This is a genomic window from Kosakonia sp. AG348 (assembly GCF_003337365.1).
Taxonomy (GTDB): Bacteria; Pseudomonadota; Gammaproteobacteria; order Enterobacterales; family Enterobacteriaceae; genus Kosakonia.
Genome location: NZ_QPJR01000001.1, coordinates 136,890 through 156,226, shown reverse-complemented (window position 1 = coordinate 156,226; position 19,337 = coordinate 136,890). Strand labels below are relative to the sequence as shown.

Here is a 19,337-nt window from a genome sequence, read left to right as displayed (position 1 = left end):
ATCAGTATTGCGGATTCAGCGGGTAGCGCGGTTTGCTGCCAAACCATTTCTCATACAGCTGCGCGTTCTCGCCGGAGGCGTTGATTTCAAAAAGGAATTCGTTCAGATAGTTGGTCCACACCTGATCGCCCTGTTTCACGCCAAAGGCGTTGTACTCCAGCGGCACCAGCGCTTCGTTGGTCACGGTCAGCGACGGATCGAGCTTCGCCTGATAGGCGAGGAAGTTGTTATCTTCGATCATCGCATCAGCCTGTCCCTGCTTCACCGCCAGAATCGCCGCCTGGGATGAGTCATACTCCTGAATTTTCACGTCGATGCCGAGATTGCGCACTTCGTCGCCGTTGGTGGAACCTTTCACCGTGGCGATGGTTTTTCCGGCCATGTCATGCGCGGACTGAATGCCGCTGTTTTTACGCACCAGCATGGCTTCGCTCGCCACGACGTATGGGTTGGTGAAACCGATCTCTTTGGCGCGCTCCAGATTGCGGGTGAAGTTACAGAACACCACGTCGACTTTATTGGTTTGCAGGTTAGGAATGCGGTTGGCGCTGGTGGTGTTGACCATCTCCAGTTTGACGCCCATCTCTTTCGCCAGCGCTTTGGCCAGATCGACGTCATAACCATCCGGGTTGCCGTCTTTATCGTAAAAACCAAACGGGGCAAAGCTCAGGCAGTCGCCCACGCGCAGTGTGCCGCGCTGCAGGACGGTTTGCAGTGCAGACTGCGGCGCTGCACCCGCTTCTTTTTTCTCTTCGGTCGGCGTACAGCCTGAGACAGCCAGCAATACCAGCGCGCCGGCCAGTGCTGCGGCACTTAATTTCAGCGATGTTGTTGCATTCATTTTTTATGCTCTCTTTTAATGTTTGACGAGACGGCGTAATACCGTGTCACCCGTGATAAGTCAGGCGATCGCCCGCGCAGCGGCAGCGCTGATTATTTCGGGATATTCTGGTGAAAAAGCAAAAGCATCAATTAATAACAGGCGGTCCTGGTGTTGACGAAGAAAAAAATAAAAAGCGCAGCCTGTTTTAACGGTTTTAATTATTTGCGGTCAGCGCGGAAACATTTCATATCCACTTCCACTTTGCAGTCGACCACTAAATCCTGCACGCTACAAATACGTGCTGGCGGATTATCACTAAATATCTCTCTGAATACTTTATTAAATGAACTGAAATAGCGCGCGTCGGTTAATACCGCCGTAACGTGCACAACATCTTCCACGCGATAACCTGCTTCCCGCATGATGGTGAGACAGTTATCGAACGCCAGTTGCGTCTGTTCGATGATACCGCCTTCCACCACTTCACCCTCGCGCATCGGTGTCTGGCCTGAGATATACAGCCAGCCATCGGCCTCAACTGCCCGTGCGAACGGCAGTTTCTGCCCACCCGTACCGGTGCCGCCTTCAATGCCATAACGCTTAATCGTCATGCAACGCTGCTCCTTTTGGTTCTGAGAATACCCGTTAGTGCCGGGTACTTGTTGTCTGGTATATCAGACTGATATCTGCAATATCGGATAGAGCAAGATTTGCACAGGTTTTTTGCTTTTGCAATATATCGCGGAGAATTTAATTTCTCGTGATGTTGTCGCGATCGCAAAATAAAAAAGTAATGAAGGAAATTCCTGGCCGGAAATGTTACCGCTGTCGTTATTTAAAAAAATAACCTGCAGGTCATGCGCTAAAATGAGGCCCCAAAATAGAACAAAGAAATATAAATGCTGGCGATGAAATTTTAATTAACGGGGATGGGTTAACGACGACGCTGGGTGTATGATGCTTTTCTTTTTTACTGTCTGGCGCGACCGCCCGACTGCATCAGGAGAATTTGCTTATGCCGGACGAGAAGCCATCGCGGGCGCGCGGTGTTGACCGGGTTATCGACATTTTTCGCCAGTTGCATATCGCTCGTCAGCCCATGGCGATGCGCGATTTGATCGACGCCACTGGCGCGCCGCGTTCCAGCGTATATGAACTTGTTAACCTGCTGAGTGAGGCCGGGTTGCTTGAACTGGATGCCGACGGCGCGGTGTTCTTCGGCCGTGAAATGCACTATTACGGTGCGGACTACATGGCCCATAACGATCTGATCCGCCGCTCACATCAGTTAATGGTTGAGATCGTTGCCCGTCATGGCGAGACGGTGCAGCTCTGTATGCTGGAAGGGAATAAGTACACCGTCGTGCTGTCGGAAAGTAATGCCCATCCGTTCAAAATCACCTCAGATGTCGGGGTGCGGGTACCGATTCCGTGGACTGCCACCGGTCGCCTGCTGCTCAGTAACTGGTCGGATAGTGCCATTCTCGATCTCATTCCCGAAGAGGACTACCGTCTGGCGAGCGGGCAAGTCCTCGACAAACAGGCCTTCCTCGATGATATCCATCGTGCCGGACAGCAGGGATATTGTCTGACGGAAGGCTTATCAGAGAGTTTTACCTGCTGTATGGCCGCACCGATTCGTTCCCGAAGCGGGCAAGCGGTCGCCGCAATCTGCTTTATGGTGAGTCGCGATACGCCGGAGGAGCGCCGTCAGATGTTGCTCAACGAGCTGATCGTTTCCGGGCAAAAATTATCGGATTTCACCTGAGTCCATAATCCATGTAATTGAAAATAATGGATTTGCGTCTCGTCGGGTTACACCAGAGGGCGCGGGGTTGTATCGCTTGCGTCGTTGCGCTGCGAAAGCCCGCTGGTATAACCCCTTCAAAAGGACTCATTCCCACAGCCACAGATATTTTCACTCCTGCAGCGGGGCATCCGGATACCCGACATTCTTATCTTGTTTCCTCCCGGTCGTGCGCTGAAAAAACCGCTTTCCCGATCTTTGTACGCCCCTTGCTTCTGCGTGTCTCAACCCGGATGTCAGCCTGGTGCTGGCCTTTTGTTGATAATGACGATATAAAGTACCCCGGCACGGACATTTAGACATCTATACGTTTAGAAGGTGGTATGCAAACACAACAAGAAAATGGCGAGCTTAAGCGCACCATGAAAACCCGCCATTTGATTATGCTGTCATTGGGCGGCGTCATTGGCACAGGATTATTTTTTAATACCGGATACATCATCTCCACTACGGGGGCGGCAGGGACACTGCTGGCGTATTTGATTGGGGCGCTGGTCGTTTGGCTGGTGATGCAGTGCCTTGGCGAGCTTTCCGTGGCGATGCCGGTAACCGGTGCTTTTCATGTCTATGCGGCGCGCTATATCGGTCCGGCGACAGGGTATACCGTGGCATGGCTATACTGGCTTACCTGGACAGTTGCACTGGGTTCAAGCTTTACCGCCGCCGGATTTTGTATGCAGTACTGGTTTCCGCAGGTTCCAGTCTGGATATGGAGCGCCCTGTTTTGTGCGGTAATTTTTTGTCTTAACGCGATTTCAACCCGTTTCTTTGCCGAAGGGGAGTTCTGGTTTTCGCTGGTTAAAGTCGCGACCATTCTCGTCTTCATCATCCTGGGCTGCGGGGTGATTTTCGGGTTTATTTCCCTGAAGGATGGTTCACCGTCGCCGGGGCTTTCTAACCTCACCAGTGAAGGCTGGTTCCCGCACGGCGGTTTGCCCATTCTGATGACCATGGTGGCGGTCAATTTTGCTTTTTCCGGTACGGAGCTTATCGGTATCGCGGCAGGTGAAACAGAAAATCCGCACCAGGCTATCCCGGTTGCGATCCGCGCGACGATTGCCCGCTTGATCCTGTTTTTTATCGGCACTGTTTTTGTCCTTGCCGCGCTGGTTCCGGCAAATGTGGCCGGGGTTGAGAAGAGCCCGTTTGTGCTGGTCTTTGAAAAAATCGGCATTTCGTATGCGGCAGATATTTTTAACTTTGTCATCCTGACCGCTATCCTTTCTGCGGCGAATTCCGGGCTCTACGCGTCGGGTCGTATGCTATGGTCGCTGGCAAACGAAAAAACGTTGCCGGGCTGTTTTGCCCGCGTCAACAAAAATGGCGTGCCGTTGATAGCACTTTCTGTCTCGATGCTTGGTGGTCTGCTGGCGCTGTTATCGAGTGTGATTGCCCCTGATACTGTCTTCGTTGCGCTCAGTGCCATTTCAGGCTTTGCCGTTGTCGCGGTCTGGCTCAGCATCTGCGCGGCCCACTTTGTCTTTCGTCGCCGCCACTTACAGTCGGGCAAGTCATCTGCGGCCTTGAAATACCGGGCACCCTGGTATCCGCTGGTGCCGGTACTTGGATTCGTGCTGTGTCTGCTGGCCTGCATCGGGCTGGCGTTCGATGCGGATCAGCGCATTGCGCTCTATTGTGGTCTGCCGTTTGTCGCCTTTTGCTACGGTGCCTATTTTCTCACCCGGAAAACAACCTTGAAGGAGGCTGACTATGCCGCAGAGTAACTCCCTGACCACGCTGCTTGAACATCATCCCTTTGCCGTGCTGGATGGTGCCCTGGCCACTGAGCTTGAAGCGCGCGGATGCAGCCTTGTCGATAATCTCTGGTCGGCCAAAGTGTTAATGGAAAATCCGCAGCGTATTCGGGACGTGCATCTGGATTACTTTCGGGCGGGCGCACAGATAGCCATTACCGCCAGTTACCAGGCCACACCCGCTGGTTTTGCGGCTCGCGGGCTGACTGAGGCGCAGTCGAAAGCGCTGATTGCACAGAGTGTGAAACTGGCAAAAGAGGCGCGTGACATTTATCGCTCAGAAAACCCCAATGCCGGTCCGCTGCTGGTGGCGGGCTCTGTTGGGCCATACGGTGCTTATCTGGCAGATGGCTCGGAGTATCGCGGCGACTATGCGTGCAGCCACGAGGCGTTTCAGGCATTTCATCGCCCGCGCATTGACGCATTGCTCAATGCCGGTGCCGATCTGCTGGCCTGTGAAACGTTACCTTCTTTCGCCGAAATCGTCGCGCTGGCAGACCTGTTATCTGAATATCCGCAAGCGCAGGCGTGGTTCTCTTTCACCTTACGTGACGACAAGCATTTGAGCGATGGCACACCGCTGGTCCAGGTGGTAAATGCGCTGTCTGGTTGTCCCCAAATTGTTGCGCTGGGGATTAACTGTATTGCGCTGAGCAAAACCACCGCCGCCCTCAAACATCTGCAAAGTCTCAGTGCGCTGCCTCTGGTTGTCTATCCGAACTCTGGTGAGACCTATGACGCCGTCACCAAGGCGTGGCATACACACGGCGGGAGCTGCGGATCCTTAGCGGCATATTTGCCCCAGTGGTTAGCGGCGGGAGCGAGAATTATTGGCGGATGCTGCCGTACTACCCCGCAGGATATTGCCGCGCTGAGCGAACACCGTTAACGGCGAGGAAACTCGCAGGGCTCGTGGGCCGGAAATTGTGGCCCACGGCGCCTGTCACCCGGCTGGCATGAAGATGAATCGCTCTCTGCGTTATCAATGGCTGGCGAAAAATTTGTCTATGTCTGACAACCGATAACCTCAACCTGATGACTGTGCATTGCATGGCGGAAGGCACCGAGGCTGCACCCGAATTGAAGAGCGAGACGTGACGGGTAACCCGATTGCCTCCGGCAAGCTGCACTTCAGCAAACCTTGATGACGAGTTTGCCGGTCACGTGGCCTTCTGCACTTACCCGATGTGCATCGGCAGTCTGTTGCAGTGGGTATACGCCCGCAATATTAAGTTTAAACAGGCCATCGGCACAGAGACGGGCAATATTTGCGAGGATCAGCTCCGGGTGTACAGGCGGGCCGTGGGAAAATTTCGCGCCATACTGCTCTGCAGATAAATCCGCGACGGAAAGCACGCGAGCGGGATGTCCCACGATTGAAATTAATTCAGGTATGACCCCGGAACCCGCAACGTCAATGGCCGCATCAACACCTCCCGGCGCTAAGTGTGTTATTCGTTCCTGTAAACCGGGACCGTACGTGGTCGGAATGGCGCCTAATGAGGCGAGATAGCCATGTTTAGGGGAACTTGCTGAACCAATAACGGTTATGCCGCGCAGGCAGGCAAGCTGGACGATAGCCGTTCCTACACCGCCTGCCGCCCCGCTAACCAGCAGCGTCTGCCCCGTTTTTATATTCACTTCATCGAGTGCCCGGCTGGCCGTATCAGTCATTACGGGCAAGCCTGCTGCCACCGCAAAAGATACTGCAGCGGGTTTGACCGCCCTGTGCGAGAGGATGGCTTTCTCCGCGACGGTGCCATCACCAAAACCGAATACCGCATCGCCGATGGCAACGCCGGAAACGCCATCGCCAATCTCATCAACAACGCCGCTGGCCTCCACGCCCACCGTGAGTGGCAACACCCCATCTTCGAATGCCTGATACTGGCCCTCTCTGCGTTTCCAGTCCGATGGATTCACCCCGGCATAATGCACCGCAATACGAATCTCGCCAGGCCCGGCGTGAGGAACAGGAATTTCATCAACGCGTAATTCATCAGGCCCACCGAAAGCGTGATAACGGATTGCCTTCATCGTGTTACTACCGTCTACGCACACAGGAGCAGAAAAAGCAGGAAGAGAACGGACAGATAACTGCGGGTCAGAATTTGAGTTTGACATAGGTACGCTCCGTTTATCGTGCCGCTACCGACGGGTAGCGATAAGCGCTTTCGCCATGTCATGGCAACAACGCGGTTGATTTCGAAGACGCTGGTCAAACTGTAAGGAAACAGAATCGACGTGTACGCGATCAATTCAACAGCAGAAAGGATCGTTTTTCGCGACGTGCCGGTGAGCCTACTCAGGCGTAAACAGGCTGTCAATAGCCCCAGGCGATTGCTTTTTTATGTCGTCAGTCAGGGCATCATTGATAAATACTGACAGCCGACATGCCTGCCTCTTGAACGGTTGCTTAGTGCCAGGAGCGGGCGTTGTTAACATGGCGATAGGTTACTTTATGGGGAGCAGATCACGGCTTTTGCTCCATCCTGGACTCAACACCACACGATTTTTTGCCGTAATCCATAATGGGAACGTTGCTGCTCTCATGCTACGTTTTTCCGCAGGGAGCAGGCCAATATCGCTCACATCCCTAAACTCTACGGGATATATGCAACCTGAATACGGAGCACCTGATGGTCACCACACATGTTTTTATCGCGGTCAGTCTTGATGGTTATATCGCCCGACAGGATGGCGACATCGACTGGTTGTTGCAGCGCGATGACCCGACAGAAGATCATGGCTATGCAGCATTTATCGCGGACAAAGATTGGATCGTTATGGGGCGGGGTAGCTATGAGAAGGTGCTGACCTTCGACGAATGGCCTTATGATCGACCCGTGCTGGTGCTCTCCCGACAGCTAAGTGATACTCCCGTGCCCGAGAAGCTGAAGGGCAAAGTGCAGTTCTCATGCCGCACGCCAGGGGAGGTGCTTACTGACCTGGCGGCGCAGAACGCGCATCGCGTCTATATCGATGGCGGGCAGGTAATACAGTCGTTCCTGCGCGAAGGTCTGGTCGCCGATATCGTTATCACTACCGTTCCTGTCCTGCTCGGTTCGGGAAAACCGTTGTTCGGAGCCCTGAATGGGGATATAGAGTTAACTCTGCTATCAAGCCGCAGCTTCCCTTCGGGTCTGGTGCAGTCGCACTATCGGCTGACGTCATAAACCGCCTGTAAACTTAGCGGCGATCTCCGCTAAAGCGAGAGTACCGCCCGCTGCCAGCGGTACTGTTTTACTTCAACGACCTTGCCTCAGTTCACTGAAAAGGCGTGCATCATTCAGCGTCAATACATGGCCATATATAGTGATTATCAACGCTTTCAGCTCGCTCAAACATGAACCCTAAAGCGCGGTAGAAATCATTCGCCGGGCTTGCTTTCAACGCGATGAGTCGGATAGCTTTCCCGGGATGTCTGGCTTTTTGCTGTATGCGCTGCACCACCTCTTTTCCCACGCCCTTACCCTGAAATTGATTTTTAATATAGAAGTGATCCAGATAGAGGTACGTCGGGAAATCCCGCAGCACGTAAAATCCCACGATCTCATGCTGGTAGCAGATGATGAACGTCTCTTTATCCGTAAATGTCGAAAGGAAGCGTTCGCGTGCTCTGATGGGATCGAATCTGTTGATCGCCTCAAGACTCGGGCGCATTGCCTCAACGCGGAGTTCAGCCAGCATTGAGGCCTCATCAGCAAGAGCAGGACGAATATGGAGATTTAAAGGCAAAGTAACCTCGCATAGCGTTGGTGGTTTTCTACACAGAATAACACTCTCTTACCAGACATCAGACACCAGACACCAGACACCAGACACCAGACACCAGACACCAGACACCAGACACCAGACACCAGACACCAGACACCAGACACCAGACACCAGACACCAGCGCAGCACAGCACAGCACAGCGTGAGAATTCGCTCGTGGTTGGGCAATCAACAATAATGCCCTCACAGCGCAGTGCTAAATCTGTTGCTTAACAAACAGTTATCTCAGGTTAATACCCGAATCGGCTGGTTCAGACAGAGAACCAGCCGGTGGGATAGTGCTCGCAGATAAACTCCACAAAAGCCTTAACTTTGGGGCTCTGAAGGCGACGGGCGGTGTGCAGCACCCAGAGTTCAGTCAATGTATCGGCTTCTCCCCAGCACACCAGCTCACCTTTTTCCAGTTGCTGGCTGACAATGGATTGCGGAAGCATCGCCGCGCCGGCACCTGCCAGCACGGCATCGCGCACGGTCAGCAGGGAAGAGAGGCGCATCACCGGTTGCGGCGCGAAACGACGCTCTCCGCTCTGAACGGTCCAGAGCTCGCCGTCCGAATAAGTTGACATCACAATTGCCGGGATCGCAGGCGCGCTTTGCGCATCGCTGAGCGGCATCTCAAGCGCGGGAACCGCCACCAGCGCCAGTCTGTCTCTGGCAAACTGTCTGCCAACCAGCGTGCTGTTTTTGTGCGGATTAATACGGATCGCGACATCAAAATGCTCATCCACCAGGTCGCTGATTCGATTTTCAGAAATCACTTCAACGTAAATGCGAGGATAGCGGCGGCGAAACTCAGCCAGAAGCTGTCCGAGAGCGAGTTGCGAAAAGAGCAGCGGGGCCGCAATACGCAGCCATCCCGCAGGAGTTGCCGACGCTTCCCGCGCGGATTCGACCGCTTCATCAATGTCACGGATTGCGCCAACGGTGCGTGACAAAAGGCGTTCACCCGCCTCAGTGATGTGCAGCCTCTGCCCGCCGCGTTCAATAAGACGCACACCGAGCGCCTCTTCAAGTTCCGTCAGCCTGCGTGACAGGGTTGCTTTGGGTTTTCCGCTGGCGCGACTGGCCGCGCCGATCCCGCCCGAGGCCGCGATGAGGTGAAAATCTTTAAGGGCATTAATATCCATGGAGTGTCTCATTTATGGAACGAACCATCTAAAAAATAGCATCTTCAAAGCGAAAATGGATCGCGATAGTGTTTGTTCACACCAACCAAACACCACGGAGTAAATACCATGACCATCCTGATCACCGGAGCTACCGGCCGCGTCGGCCGCCATATTGTTAACCAGCTTCTTCGCCGCGGCGCCGATTTCCGCGTGCTGACCCGTGACCCCGCAAAGGCCGGCTTTGCCGCAAATGTAGATGTTGTGAAAGGCGATTTGCTGGATATCGACGCCTTGCGCGCCGCCTTCAGCGGCATCAAGACGCTGTTTTTACTGAATGCGGTCACGAGCGACGAATATACCCAGACGATGATTACCCTCAACATTGCCCGCGAGTGCGGCGTTGAACGTGTGGTTTATCTCTCCGTCTTTGGCGCCGATGTTGCCGTCAATGTGCCGCACTTCGCCGTGAAATATGGGGCCGAGCGCATGCTTAACGCGATGGACTTTAGCGCCACGATCCTGCGGCCTACCTACTTTATCGGCAATGAGGCCATGATTAAGGATGTGGTCATGAACCACGGTGTTTATCCGATGCCGATCGGCGGGATTGGTCTGGCGATGGTCGACACCCGCGATATCGCTGAAGTGGCGGCTATTGAACTGATACGACGCGATCGGGCGAGCGAAAAACTGCCTGTCGAGACGATTAATCTTGTCGGCCCCGATACCCTGACCGGCGAGAGCGCCGCCGCCGTATGGAGCGAGGTACTGGGCCGCGAGATTATCTACGGTGGAGATAATCCGGGTGCATTTGAAGCGAGCATGGCGGAATTTATGCCGAAATGGATGGCCTACGAAATGCGTCTGATGGCTGAGCGCTACGTCAGCCACGGCATGCTTCCGCAGGATGGCGACAGAGAACGACTGGTCACGCTTCTTGGCCGCCCGCTGCATACTTACCGCGACGTCGTGACGGCACTTGCCGCGCAATAAAATACCCTTCTGGCACGCGGGCGTGGGCTTAAGGAAAAGCCTGCTCCTTGCTTAACGCCGGGGAACGCGTTTGCGGGATCTCATTCTGGCGTCTGAAAACGCCTGGTGGAACGCCCACATAGTGCGTGAATGCCACGTTAAAGGCGCTCGCAGACTGATAGCCGACGTGAAAGGCAATTTGTTCGATTTTATCTTTGCTGCTGACCAGCGCTTTTTTCGCTAACGACATGCGCCAGAAGAGAAGATATTGCCCCGGCGGCATCCCGACTGTCTCACTGAAAGCGGCAAAAAAAGCTGAGCGGGACATGGCGGCGTGGCGGGCGAGCTGGGCGATTTGCCACTCAACGCCCGGTTTTTCATGGATCAGATGCAGCGCGACGGCGATCTTTTCATGTTGCAGCCCTTTCAGGATGCCCGCCGTTTTCGGCAGATCATCATTACTGCGTAACGACTCGACCAGCAGCAGCTGTAAAAGCCGCATTAATACCCCGTCGCGCCCTGGTCGCCGGGCCCGGCTTTCATCCAGCAGAAGTTCAAGCAAGGTGGCGAAACGCCGTTGCCCTTTAATCAGGATCTCATTTGGCAGCAAAGAGACGATGAGTTGCTTATCCGGCGTATCGAATTCACAGTGGCCGACAGTCATGATCAGATCGGCGGGTCCGCTGGTTGCGCCAATCCGCACATGTCCTTCGCTGATAATCGTTGGTGTTGTGATGTCAGTTGAGCCAGCTCCGCTCGCGTTGGTGTTCTCGAAAACGTACGCGGCGGGTATCAGAATAAAATCACCGGCAACCAGCAACGTTGGACCTTTGCCGTTAACAGTGATCAGGCATTCGCCTTCCAGCACGGCGCAGTAAAAGGCCTCTCCGCCAGATTCCCGAACAATACGCCACTGACCGCGCCCTTCAACGAGTTTTGAATGCGATGGCCTGGGGTTGAGCAGGGCAACAATATCGGTCAACGGATCTGACATTGGACGATCTCTAAAGTTTACGGGACGTTTGATTATATATTGTCCGGCTGGTGGCCGCTATGATCGCTGCTCTTGCCATCAAAGAGGATCACATATGTCTACTGTACTGATTACCGGTTGCTCTTCAGGTTTTGGTCTTGCCGCAGCAAAACTTTTTTTACAGCAGGGCTGGGAAGTGATTGCCACCATGAGAACGCCTGACCCGACCTGTTTGCCTGCAAGCGACAAACTGACGATCCTACCGCTCGATATTACTTCCGCGCAGAGTATTAACCATGTCGTTAAAGCGGCGGGCGCGATTGATGTTCTGGTGAACAATGCGGGTTTTGGCGCACCTGTACCGGTCGAACTTACGCCGGTTGCCACCGCGCAGCAGTTAATGAACACCAATGTGCTGGGGACGCTGTCATTAACCCAGGCGTTTCTGCCGCTGATGAGAGAGAAAAAATCAGGGGTGATCATTAACGTCTCTTCATCCGTAACGACCCGGGCGATGCCGCTGATTGGCCTTTATCGCGCCAGTAAAGCGGCGCTGAATGCATGGAGCGAGTCACTCGCCATTGAAGCCAGGCCTTTTGGTATTCGTGTTCACGTGGTGTTACCGGGGCGCTCCCCGGAAACGAAGTTTGGCGAGAATGCGCGCGCCTATTTTGCAGGCATCGATGATCCCGCCTATGGGCAAATGGTGCAGGAGTTTATCCAGCGTGTGGGCGATAGCAACTCGCCCGTGACGCATGCGGATGATGTCGCGAATGCCATTCTTGCAGTTGCGCGGGATGCCAGTGCGCCGCTCTATACTGCGGCGGGTGAAGATGCCCAAATGATGCTGAAAGAGGCACAGCATCGCTCACCCTTCACTTACTAACGACTGCGAACGGGAACGGGAGTGGTAAAGACGATCAAAGAGGGGATATTCCCCTCTGAGCTTTAGCAAAGTGCGATGGCTGCCGTTTTCCATCTCTTCGCCGCGTATCAGGCTGGCGAGGGTGTTTTGTCTGGCAGCGACAATTGGCTTTTTGATCCCGGAAAAGAAGCCGCGCGGCGCGTACCAGGCGTGGATGCGTGAAGTAACGACGCCTCAACTGGCTGGCGACTCCGCTGGTTATTCGCTCAGCCGAGTGGTTTGCTAATTATGTTCTGGCCCCTGTGCTGGTTGAACTGACGCGCCGCCATCCAGCGATTGTGCCGGAAATTATCGCCAGCTACCGCTTACTTAACCTGTCGCGCCGTGATGCCGACATCGCATTTCGCATCGTTCCCTTTACCGAACCGGATATTGTTCAGCGCCGGCTGATGAGTATGCCCTATGCGCTGTATGGCACGCCGGAAATCGCGCATCTCGCGGAGCACGACCCGGCTGCTGTGGGGCTTATTCTTATGAATACGGCACAATCCCACTTTTCTGACGTTGCCTGGCTGCTCGACAGATTTCCGCAGTCGCGGCGTGTATTTACCAGCACCAGCCGTGCCGTTCAGGCGCAGATGTGCCAGCGGGGAATGGGAATTGCTGTTTTGCCACGGCCTCTTGGCGATGCCATCCCCGGATTGCAGAGCATTCGCATGCCGGAACCGCCGCCATCCAAAGATATCTGGGTGGGGTATCACTATGATCTGCGCCATATGGATCGCCTGCGGGTCATGCTGGATATCGTCGATGCCTTGCTGGCGGATCCCGCCCCGTCCGCAACGTGAGCCTGCTCTTCTGCTGATGCGCCAGCTAACCGGTTTTATCCGGGCCTGGGGCAGATGCTTTTGGATCTTCACTGTATTGAGTGCCGCCCCGTTCGCTGAACCGGGGCGGAACGAATGCCTGTTTATTGGCTGTGCGGAGCCATAAGCGGGCGGGAAGCGCACGTTGAACAACGATCAGAAACGATATGTCACCAGCAGGCTTCCTGTGGGCGATGTGTTTCGTTGCACAATCGGGCTATTGCGCGCATCACCCGTCAACTGCGTTACGCCTGCTGCGGCAACCACGCTCCAGTCCTGGTTGAATTTGTGGGTCCAGGTAAGATTCGTTGACCAGGCATAAATTCCCGATCCGGCATCATATTGAGTAAACCCCGAGGCGGCCGACTGGGATGCACTGACCCCGTAGTAAGTCTGCATGTACTTTTCCGTTCCCCAACTGCCGGTCAGCGCCAGCGTCACGGAGTTGCTCGATGAGACATAGAGCGGGCTATTGATGCCGAAATGCAGGGCCGCACCATTGCTTCGCTGCGAAACCGGCACCTCGGCCTGCAATTGCACATTAAGCCAGTTGGTCACCCCGTACCCCACGCCAAGCACACCAAGAGCCGAGCCTTTGACGTCGCCCATTCCGCGCAGGTAGTCGCTGCCGTCGCTTAGCGAGTCGCTGTCCGCATCGCGATCCTTGCGGCCTGCGCGATAGCTCAGCGCCGCGTTGTAATCGAACTTGCCGAGGTTGTTGCCGTAGCCGATGCCCCGCGTGGTGCTGACGAAGAAACCATTTGCCATTGTGTAATCAAGCACCAGGGCCGTTGTGACGCGGCTTTTATCCGCGCCAGAATAGCGTGGCGTAACATTCGCGCCGCCTCCCAGGGTCAACGCATTGCCCGGATCCTGTTCTGCCGCCAGTATCGGGGTGGCCAGTAACGCCAGGACCGCGCCCGGCAACATTTTTTTCAGGCTGCGCCCCGAAAGTGGAAGGGGGAACTTATGACGCAGTTTGATGTTTCTCATTAAAGAAGTCCTTGTGGATTCAAATGATTACGATACAAGCGGGTGTTAAACGCCAGAACGCTCATTTTGCATGCGCCCCCTAAAGTTCTCGTGAGCCAAAAATGAAGAAAGGATGAAGCAAGTACAGGTGCTGCAAAGCTGATAGATTTCCTGCTACCGTTTTTTTCTTCAGACGTTCTTCATTCACTGTTGATACCGTAACCATTGTGAAAATTCTCCTAATCGAAGACGACCTGGATCTCGGCAATGGCGTGCGTATTGCTCTTGCAGATCAAGGATTTGATGTCATATGGGTTCGCCGAAAAGAGGATGCGCTGCATCAGCTTGATGCCTGCGTGCCTGAACTTGTGTTACTCGACCTCGGCTTACCCGACGGTGATGGCATGAGCCTGATGGCGCGCTTGCGTCAGCAGCTCAAGGGCATCCCCATCATCATCCTGACGGCGCGCGGCACACTGCACGATCTCCTCTCCGGGCTGGACGCCGGTGCCGACGACTATCTTGTCAAACCGTTTGTTCTCGCCGAGCTGTTGGCCAGAGTGAGAGCGCTTGCGCGCCGCAGTTACGGTTTTGAGAACGAGGCGATAGAGATTCGCGGCTTATCGCTTCATGTGCCGACGCGACGCGTGACCGTGAATGCACGGCATGTTGAGTTGACGGCAAGTGAATACGCGCTGCTTGAAACGTTGATGTTGCGCAGCGATCGCGTGCTGACCCGCAGTTTTCTGGAAGAAAGGATCTTTGGCGCAAAAGAAAATATGAGTAATGCGCTCGATGTGCATATGGGGAATTTGCGTCGCAAAATCGGCGACGGCTATGTGCGAACGGTGAGGGGCGTTGGGTATGTCATTGATACCGTTCCGATCGAGAAGGGGGCAGGTTGATGCGAAATTTTTGGCGCCATCTGAGAACCCCAACGTTCGTACGGCGTATTATGGTAGCTCAAATGCTACTGCTCACACTGCTCTGGTGTCTTTTTCTGACTTACGTTTTGTGGGAGGACTTGCGTAGCCCGCCGATATTAACGGGCAGCAAGACTTACGAAACCATTTTTACTGTCGTTGAGAGTATGGAGGATCGCCCGCAGGAGCGAACGCATGTGCTGGCTGCGCTCAGTAAAGCGGTGCGGGAAGATTACGGTGGCGGTGAAGATCCAGAACTCTCCATCAGCCTTATCGTGCGCAAGAACAAAGCGAGAATTTATGCCTCTGATGGCGCACCGACCGGGGTGACAAACACCCGCGATGGGAAAATTGAGCGAGTTCAGAGCGAAGGGCGCGCCTGGACCAGCCGTACCCTGACGTCCGCGAACTCCGACACGGAGGTCACACTCATCACCCCTGCCGGAGGCTGGAACTTCTTTATCTACCTGAATTCGCGTGGCTACTACGTCATGCCGCTACTGGTATGCATTCCTTTTCTTTTGTTTCCCGCGTGGTTGTCCATCCGCATTGCGATGCGCCCGTGGAATCGGGTGGTCAATGAAATTTCCCTACGCACGCCGGACGATCTCTCGCCCTTAAAAGCCGTGCCAAAGCACAGGGAGCTTCGCCAGATGGTCGACGCTGTGAACGGATTTCTTGCCAGGGTGCGGGAAAGTACGGAACGGGAACGCGTTTTCATTGCCGATGCCGCCCACGAGCTGCGTACCCCGCTGGCTGCAATGCGAATCAATGTTGAGGCTTTGCAGTCCTATGTCAGCAGTGACAGTCAAAAAGAGTTACTGGCAGGGATTATTCGCAGCAATAGCCGTGCGGCTCGTCTCGTCAATCAGTTGCTGCTGATGATGCACAGCGAAGCGCGCATTGACACGGTTATGGAGCCTGTGCCGCTGACGACACTTATACAAGAGCGAATGGCCGGGCTGGCGCCGCTCGCGGCTGAGCGCAGGATTGAGCTTGAATTCTACGCTGAAGATGAAATCTGGATAACAGGTGTCCGCGAACGGTTAATGTCGCTTATCGATAACCTTATTGAAAATGCCGTGAAGTACAGTCCTGAGGGCGGGCGGGTCGAGGTGGAGTTGCGATCCTTAGAAAAATCCACGCAGTTACGTGTTTCAGATGCCGGGCCCGGAATTCCCGTTGAATTGCGCGAGCGCGTGTTTGACCGGTTTTTTCGTGATCCTAATCAGATGCAAAGCGGGAGTGGGCTGGGGCTTGCCATCGTCAAAGCGGTTGCGCAGCAACACAACAGCAGCGTAAGTCTCACTACGTCTGCAGAAGGCGGACTGATGGTTACGGTTGATTTCCCACACCACAAGTCCGCCTGAACGAAAGCGCAACGCTGATCCCGACCCGGCGGAGGGCATCTACCTGAACCATGGAGTTAAAAGTGAAATACGTTGCCCTGGCAGGCCTGTTGTGCTCCCTCGCACTCAGTGGGTGCGCCATAACCGTCAGCGAACTTAAAAGCAGCCAGTCCTCTTTTGACGGCAGTTTCATAAGCCACGCAGGGGCTTCTGATGCCTATCGAACCATCAGGCACATGGCAAGGCAGTGCCTCGAATATGAGGCATATTCAGGAAATCCGGTTATCGTATTAAGCGAGTTTGACGTTGAGCGCAAAAAAGGGGAGATCAATCAAAAGCTCCTTTCACAAGGGTTATTGATTAATAACACGTTAATTGAGATCGAAAGCCGGAATGGCGACAACACGCAGATCAGCCTCTACACCACCAAAAATCTCCTGAGCGCGGGCATCCGCTCGCCAAAGATAAGTGATATTAAGCGCTGGGCTGGCGGCGATAAAACGTGCTAGCACGACACTCGCGTCTCACTCAGCACTACCGTGAAGTGCCCCGGATTGTATGACTTGCGCCACAGTGATTAACACACCGCAAATTGCGTAATACCTTCGTCAGGAGGGGAACCACTGCGAACCTCCGCTTCTGGTGATGAGCGGAGATGCCTGCTCATGGCCGACTGCCTGGTGCCTGAAACGTACGTTGGAAACCATCACGCGATTAAATAGAGGATCTCGGTTCCAGGAACGGATACTCATATTCTATCGCTGAAATTAATGATTATGGGTTAAGATAGTGAGATCCGGGATATAGTGGGCCGTAAGCCTTCCCTCCAGGAAGTAAAGGATAAAATTTAATGTCTTTTAAATTCTATGAAAAATACCCATCTTTAGATATTTCTCAGGTCTTTTGCGCGCGAATCGATCCCGAAATACGACTGAGTTCGGAATTACTCAAAAGCTTTTATTATTTGCTGTGGTTTCCCGGATATTTTGGATTCAACTGGGATGCATTAAACGATTGTTTATGTGATTTTAGCTGGATTGATAGTAAAAAATAGCCATCATTCATGAGAAAATCCCCGAGTTACCTGATGAGGAGAAAGTGATTTATCTCGATATTCTTAATCATGCCATTTTATCCTGGAAAGAGGATAAAATGGCATGATTTTGACGTTTATTTTAAGCAGGAGGACAAAAATAATATCGAAGAGTTACTTGCGCTTGCAAGGAATAATAAAGAGTCAAAAGGATAATTCAAACATGCCAAAGCTCTCTCCGTTTCAGCTTTAGCGCCGACGTCGTGCTGTATGCCCCAGGTAAAAGGATATTTACCCGTGTTCTGGCGCATTACGCTTCGGGTTCCCCTGAATGTCGCAATAAGTCATCGCACATGGTTTGTAACTCATTGATTAGTCTTGATACATGGAAACCATCGCAAACGGCATGATGTACCTGGACGGCGAGAGGTAACAGTACTTTTTCACCTTGTTGGTAATATTTTCCAATCGTGAACATGGGGGCGAAAAAGTTCTGCATATTTGCAATATTAATATTAAAGCCGGTAAAACTTACCCAGGGGTTTGCAGATACAAAAAATACGTTTTCCCGAGACTCTTCTTTAGGCAGATAGGAGAGGTTATTGCCATAGCGTGCGACGTCTTCTGAATAAATATCCAGGAAGTGATGAATATTACCATCGTAGTGACTCCATAAAGACGAAAAAGTCTCTGTTTCATCATGGAAAATCGTATAGCATGGGTGAATATCATTCCAGATGACAAGCTCATTGTCTTTTATAGCCATACGAAATTCTGTATGCTTGTTTACTATTTTAGCAATGAGGAAAATTAAAGTAGGATAAATTTTCCAGCCAACCGCCTTTATATGTTTTAACAACGCGGTAATATCTAATTGTACAGTTTGACTAAATGTACACTGAGCAAAGGTCTGAAATGCCTCAAAATGCTCCTTCCTTGCCCAACGAGATAGGTCGACATTTGTATATTCTGGAGTTGTTTTTTTCATTTTTAGCCTTTAGTCACCAATAATGAATAATGTTTTTCCGGTAGCCTAAGATTTTTCTATAAATTAATCAAGTGTATAGGCCAGGAATCTTCCTGGTAGCGAACGAAATTATTAAGAGTGAGTGTATCTATCTTCATACGGGAAGAAACAGTACGTAAATTTTCCAATATCCTAATAATGAAAGTGGATTGTGCAATATGCAGTATTTTCGTAACGACAAAAAGTCGCCGAATATCCGCTCCTCGCTAAATACGGCCTGTCATGCCTGCTCAGGGAGCAGGCTTAGCGGGGCATTTTCGTGATACTGGAGAAGAGAGCGCATCGCTGCCATAACGCCCGACGTCTGCCAGCAGATCTCACGGTGGCACCAGTCACTACGAGATATTTACTGCTGCTGTTTGTGAAGCTCACGCTGTGCAAGCTGTAAGGTGATTGTTTCGATACGCTCGGCCATTTCCCGGGTCATTTCGGTCAACTGAGTATTTTGTTTTAGCAATTCCAGCAGTTGTGCCGACTGCTCCTCGGCGAGGATCTGGCGTTTCGTCATTGCGTCGTCCAGATCTTCGCGGTGTTGTGCATCCACCAGCGCATGGGCCTGATCTCGCTCCGCCTGCCGGGTTTGCGCCAGCAGGATCAGCGGCGCGGCATAAGCAGCCTGAATGCTGAACGCAAGATTGAGGAGAATAAAAGGATAGGGATCAAACTTCACGACACCCGCCACGTTCAGAATAATCCACACGATCACAACGATAGTCTGTCCAATCAGAAATATCGGCGTACCGAAAAAACGAGCGAACGCTTCTGCTTTCAACGCAAACCACTCGTCGCCAAAAGTATGCGTAATGCCTTTCAGGGGGCGATATAACCGAAATTTTTTATCTGTGTGCATATCATAAACTTCCTGCTGGGGGAGGTTGCCAGAATCGCCGAAACTTATTTCATCATTGGGCACTAAAGCCCAGTCGTACAAAAATATACGTTACGGATGTTATACGTCAGGTAAAGCGCCTGCATAAAGCGTATCAACCAGCTCACTCCATCCACATTATCCCATCGCCAACTGGATGGTTCGCGGCCGGCAAGCTCGCCCGGAACACCCCGAATGATTACTGATGCTCCTCAATGA

General features: G+C 53.0%; 21 protein-coding genes and 1 pseudogene. 12 read left to right on the top strand and 10 right to left on the bottom strand.

Translation table 11 applies throughout. The annotated features are described in order from the left end of the window. Position 1: 1 nt before the first annotated feature. The gene (locus DFO56_RS00870) at positions 2–841 is read right to left on the bottom strand and encodes a transporter substrate-binding domain-containing protein (RefSeq protein ID WP_045506924.1); all 840 of its coding nucleotides are present in this window, start codon (positions 839–841) and stop codon (positions 2–4) included. Between the two features lie 200 nt (positions 842–1,041). Continuing rightward, positions 1,042–1,434, bottom strand: coding sequence for a RidA family protein (locus tag DFO56_RS00865; RefSeq protein ID WP_007372873.1), 393 nt, complete (start codon positions 1,432–1,434; stop codon positions 1,042–1,044). Positions 1,435–1,838: 404 nt separating this feature from the next. On the opposite strand from DFO56_RS00865, the gene DFO56_RS00860 reads away from it, so the two are divergent. From DFO56_RS00860 to mmuM, 3 genes are all read left to right on the top strand, one after another. Further along, entirely contained in the window at positions 1,839–2,591 is a 753-nt protein-coding gene (locus tag DFO56_RS00860; protein WP_045506928.1) for an IclR family transcriptional regulator, read from the top strand. Between the two features lie 362 nt (positions 2,592–2,953). Further along, positions 2,954–4,354: an S-methylmethionine permease gene (mmuP, locus tag DFO56_RS00855; RefSeq protein ID WP_045506931.1), complete on the top strand. Its 1,401-nt coding sequence runs from the start codon at positions 2,954–2,956 to the stop codon at positions 4,352–4,354. Next, on the top strand, positions 4,341–5,273 hold the full coding sequence (mmuM, locus tag DFO56_RS00850) for a homocysteine S-methyltransferase (RefSeq protein WP_045506934.1): 933 nt from the start codon (positions 4,341–4,343) through the stop codon (positions 5,271–5,273). The genes mmuP and mmuM overlap by 14 nt, the downstream gene beginning before the upstream one ends. A gap of 242 nt (positions 5,274–5,515) precedes the next feature. Here the strand turns inward: mmuM and DFO56_RS00845 are convergent, their stop codons facing one another. After that, positions 5,516–6,421: an NADP-dependent oxidoreductase gene (locus DFO56_RS00845; RefSeq protein ID WP_045506937.1), complete on the bottom strand. Its 906-nt coding sequence runs from the start codon at positions 6,419–6,421 to the stop codon at positions 5,516–5,518. A 602-nt stretch (positions 6,422–7,023) separates the two neighbouring features. Between DFO56_RS00845 and DFO56_RS00840 the strand changes: the two genes are divergently transcribed. Next, positions 7,024–7,560: a dihydrofolate reductase family protein gene (locus tag DFO56_RS00840; protein WP_045506940.1), complete on the top strand. Its 537-nt coding sequence runs from the start codon at positions 7,024–7,026 to the stop codon at positions 7,558–7,560. A 109-nt stretch (positions 7,561–7,669) separates the two neighbouring features. Here the strand turns inward: DFO56_RS00840 and DFO56_RS00835 are convergent, their stop codons facing one another. From DFO56_RS00835 to DFO56_RS00825, 3 genes are all read right to left on the bottom strand, one after another. After that, on the bottom strand, positions 7,670–8,074 hold the full coding sequence (locus DFO56_RS00835; protein ID WP_052679780.1) for a GNAT family N-acetyltransferase: 405 nt from the start codon (positions 8,072–8,074) through the stop codon (positions 7,670–7,672). Positions 8,075–8,170: 96 nt separating this feature from the next. After that, complete coding sequence (locus DFO56_RS00830) at positions 8,171–8,329, bottom strand: hypothetical protein (protein WP_158539523.1); 159 nt, start codon at positions 8,327–8,329, stop codon at positions 8,171–8,173. 83 nt (positions 8,330–8,412) lie between these two features. After that, positions 8,413–9,288 carry a LysR family transcriptional regulator gene (locus tag DFO56_RS00825; protein WP_045506946.1) on the bottom strand — a complete coding sequence of 292 codons (876 nt, stop codon included), beginning with the start codon at positions 9,286–9,288 and terminating at the stop codon, positions 8,413–8,415. Between the two features lie 108 nt (positions 9,289–9,396). Here DFO56_RS00825 and DFO56_RS00820 point away from each other — a divergent pair, with 108 nt between their 5' ends. Further along, positions 9,397–10,263, top strand: a complete 867-nt coding sequence (locus DFO56_RS00820; protein WP_045506949.1) for an SDR family oxidoreductase — start codon at positions 9,397–9,399, stop codon at positions 10,261–10,263. A 28-nt stretch (positions 10,264–10,291) separates the two neighbouring features. On the opposite strand, the gene DFO56_RS00815 is transcribed toward DFO56_RS00820, so the two are convergent. Beyond that, positions 10,292–11,236, bottom strand: coding sequence for an AraC family transcriptional regulator (locus tag DFO56_RS00815; RefSeq protein WP_045506952.1), 945 nt, complete (start codon positions 11,234–11,236; stop codon positions 10,292–10,294). Between the two features lie 94 nt (positions 11,237–11,330). On the opposite strand from DFO56_RS00815, the gene DFO56_RS00810 reads away from it, so the two are divergent. From DFO56_RS00810 to DFO56_RS00805, 3 genes and pseudogenes are all read left to right on the top strand, one after another. Further along, positions 11,331–12,101 (top strand): SDR family oxidoreductase, encoded by a 771-nt coding sequence (locus tag DFO56_RS00810; RefSeq protein ID WP_045506955.1) that lies wholly within the window; start codon positions 11,331–11,333, stop codon positions 12,099–12,101. A gap of 70 nt (positions 12,102–12,171) precedes the next feature. Next, the gene (locus tag DFO56_RS24560; RefSeq protein ID WP_147271660.1) at positions 12,172–12,366 is read left to right on the top strand and encodes a hypothetical protein; all 195 of its coding nucleotides are present in this window, start codon (positions 12,172–12,174) and stop codon (positions 12,364–12,366) included. Then, positions 12,335–12,928 (top strand): annotated as a pseudogene (locus DFO56_RS00805) (LysR substrate-binding domain-containing protein); the annotation flags it as partial. The gene DFO56_RS24560 and the pseudogene DFO56_RS00805, both read left to right, overlap by 32 nt. A 174-nt stretch (positions 12,929–13,102) precedes the next feature. Here DFO56_RS00805 and DFO56_RS00800 read toward each other — a convergent pair. Beyond that, on the bottom strand, positions 13,103–13,939 hold the full coding sequence (locus tag DFO56_RS00800) for a MipA/OmpV family protein (protein WP_045506958.1): 837 nt from the start codon (positions 13,937–13,939) through the stop codon (positions 13,103–13,105). Between the two features lie 206 nt (positions 13,940–14,145). Between DFO56_RS00800 and DFO56_RS00795 the strand changes: the two genes are divergently transcribed. From DFO56_RS00795 to DFO56_RS25105, 4 genes are all read left to right on the top strand, one after another. Further along, entirely contained in the window at positions 14,146–14,823 is a 678-nt protein-coding gene (locus tag DFO56_RS00795; protein WP_045506961.1) for a response regulator transcription factor, read from the top strand. Continuing rightward, the gene (locus DFO56_RS00790; RefSeq protein WP_045506963.1) at positions 14,823–16,211 is read left to right on the top strand and encodes a HAMP domain-containing sensor histidine kinase; all 1,389 of its coding nucleotides are present in this window, start codon (positions 14,823–14,825) and stop codon (positions 16,209–16,211) included. The genes DFO56_RS00795 and DFO56_RS00790 overlap by 1 nt, the downstream gene beginning before the upstream one ends. A 50-nt stretch (positions 16,212–16,261) precedes the next feature. Beyond that, a complete protein-coding gene (locus DFO56_RS00785; RefSeq protein WP_045506966.1) occupies positions 16,262–16,699 on the top strand; it encodes a hypothetical protein in 438 nt (145 codons plus the stop codon). A gap of 341 nt (positions 16,700–17,040) precedes the next feature. Beyond that, complete coding sequence (locus tag DFO56_RS25105) at positions 17,041–17,244, top strand: barstar family protein (protein ID WP_052679781.1); 204 nt, start codon at positions 17,041–17,043, stop codon at positions 17,242–17,244. Between the two features lie 289 nt (positions 17,245–17,533). Here DFO56_RS25105 and catA read toward each other — a convergent pair whose 3' ends face one another. Beyond that, entirely contained in the window at positions 17,534–18,211 is a 678-nt protein-coding gene (gene catA, locus DFO56_RS00775; RefSeq protein ID WP_045506969.1) for a type A chloramphenicol O-acetyltransferase, read from the bottom strand. A gap of 385 nt (positions 18,212–18,596) precedes the next feature. Further along, on the bottom strand, positions 18,597–19,100 hold the full coding sequence (locus tag DFO56_RS00770) for a DUF1003 domain-containing protein (protein WP_045506971.1): 504 nt from the start codon (positions 19,098–19,100) through the stop codon (positions 18,597–18,599). Between the last annotated feature and the right edge of the window lie 237 nt (positions 19,101–19,337).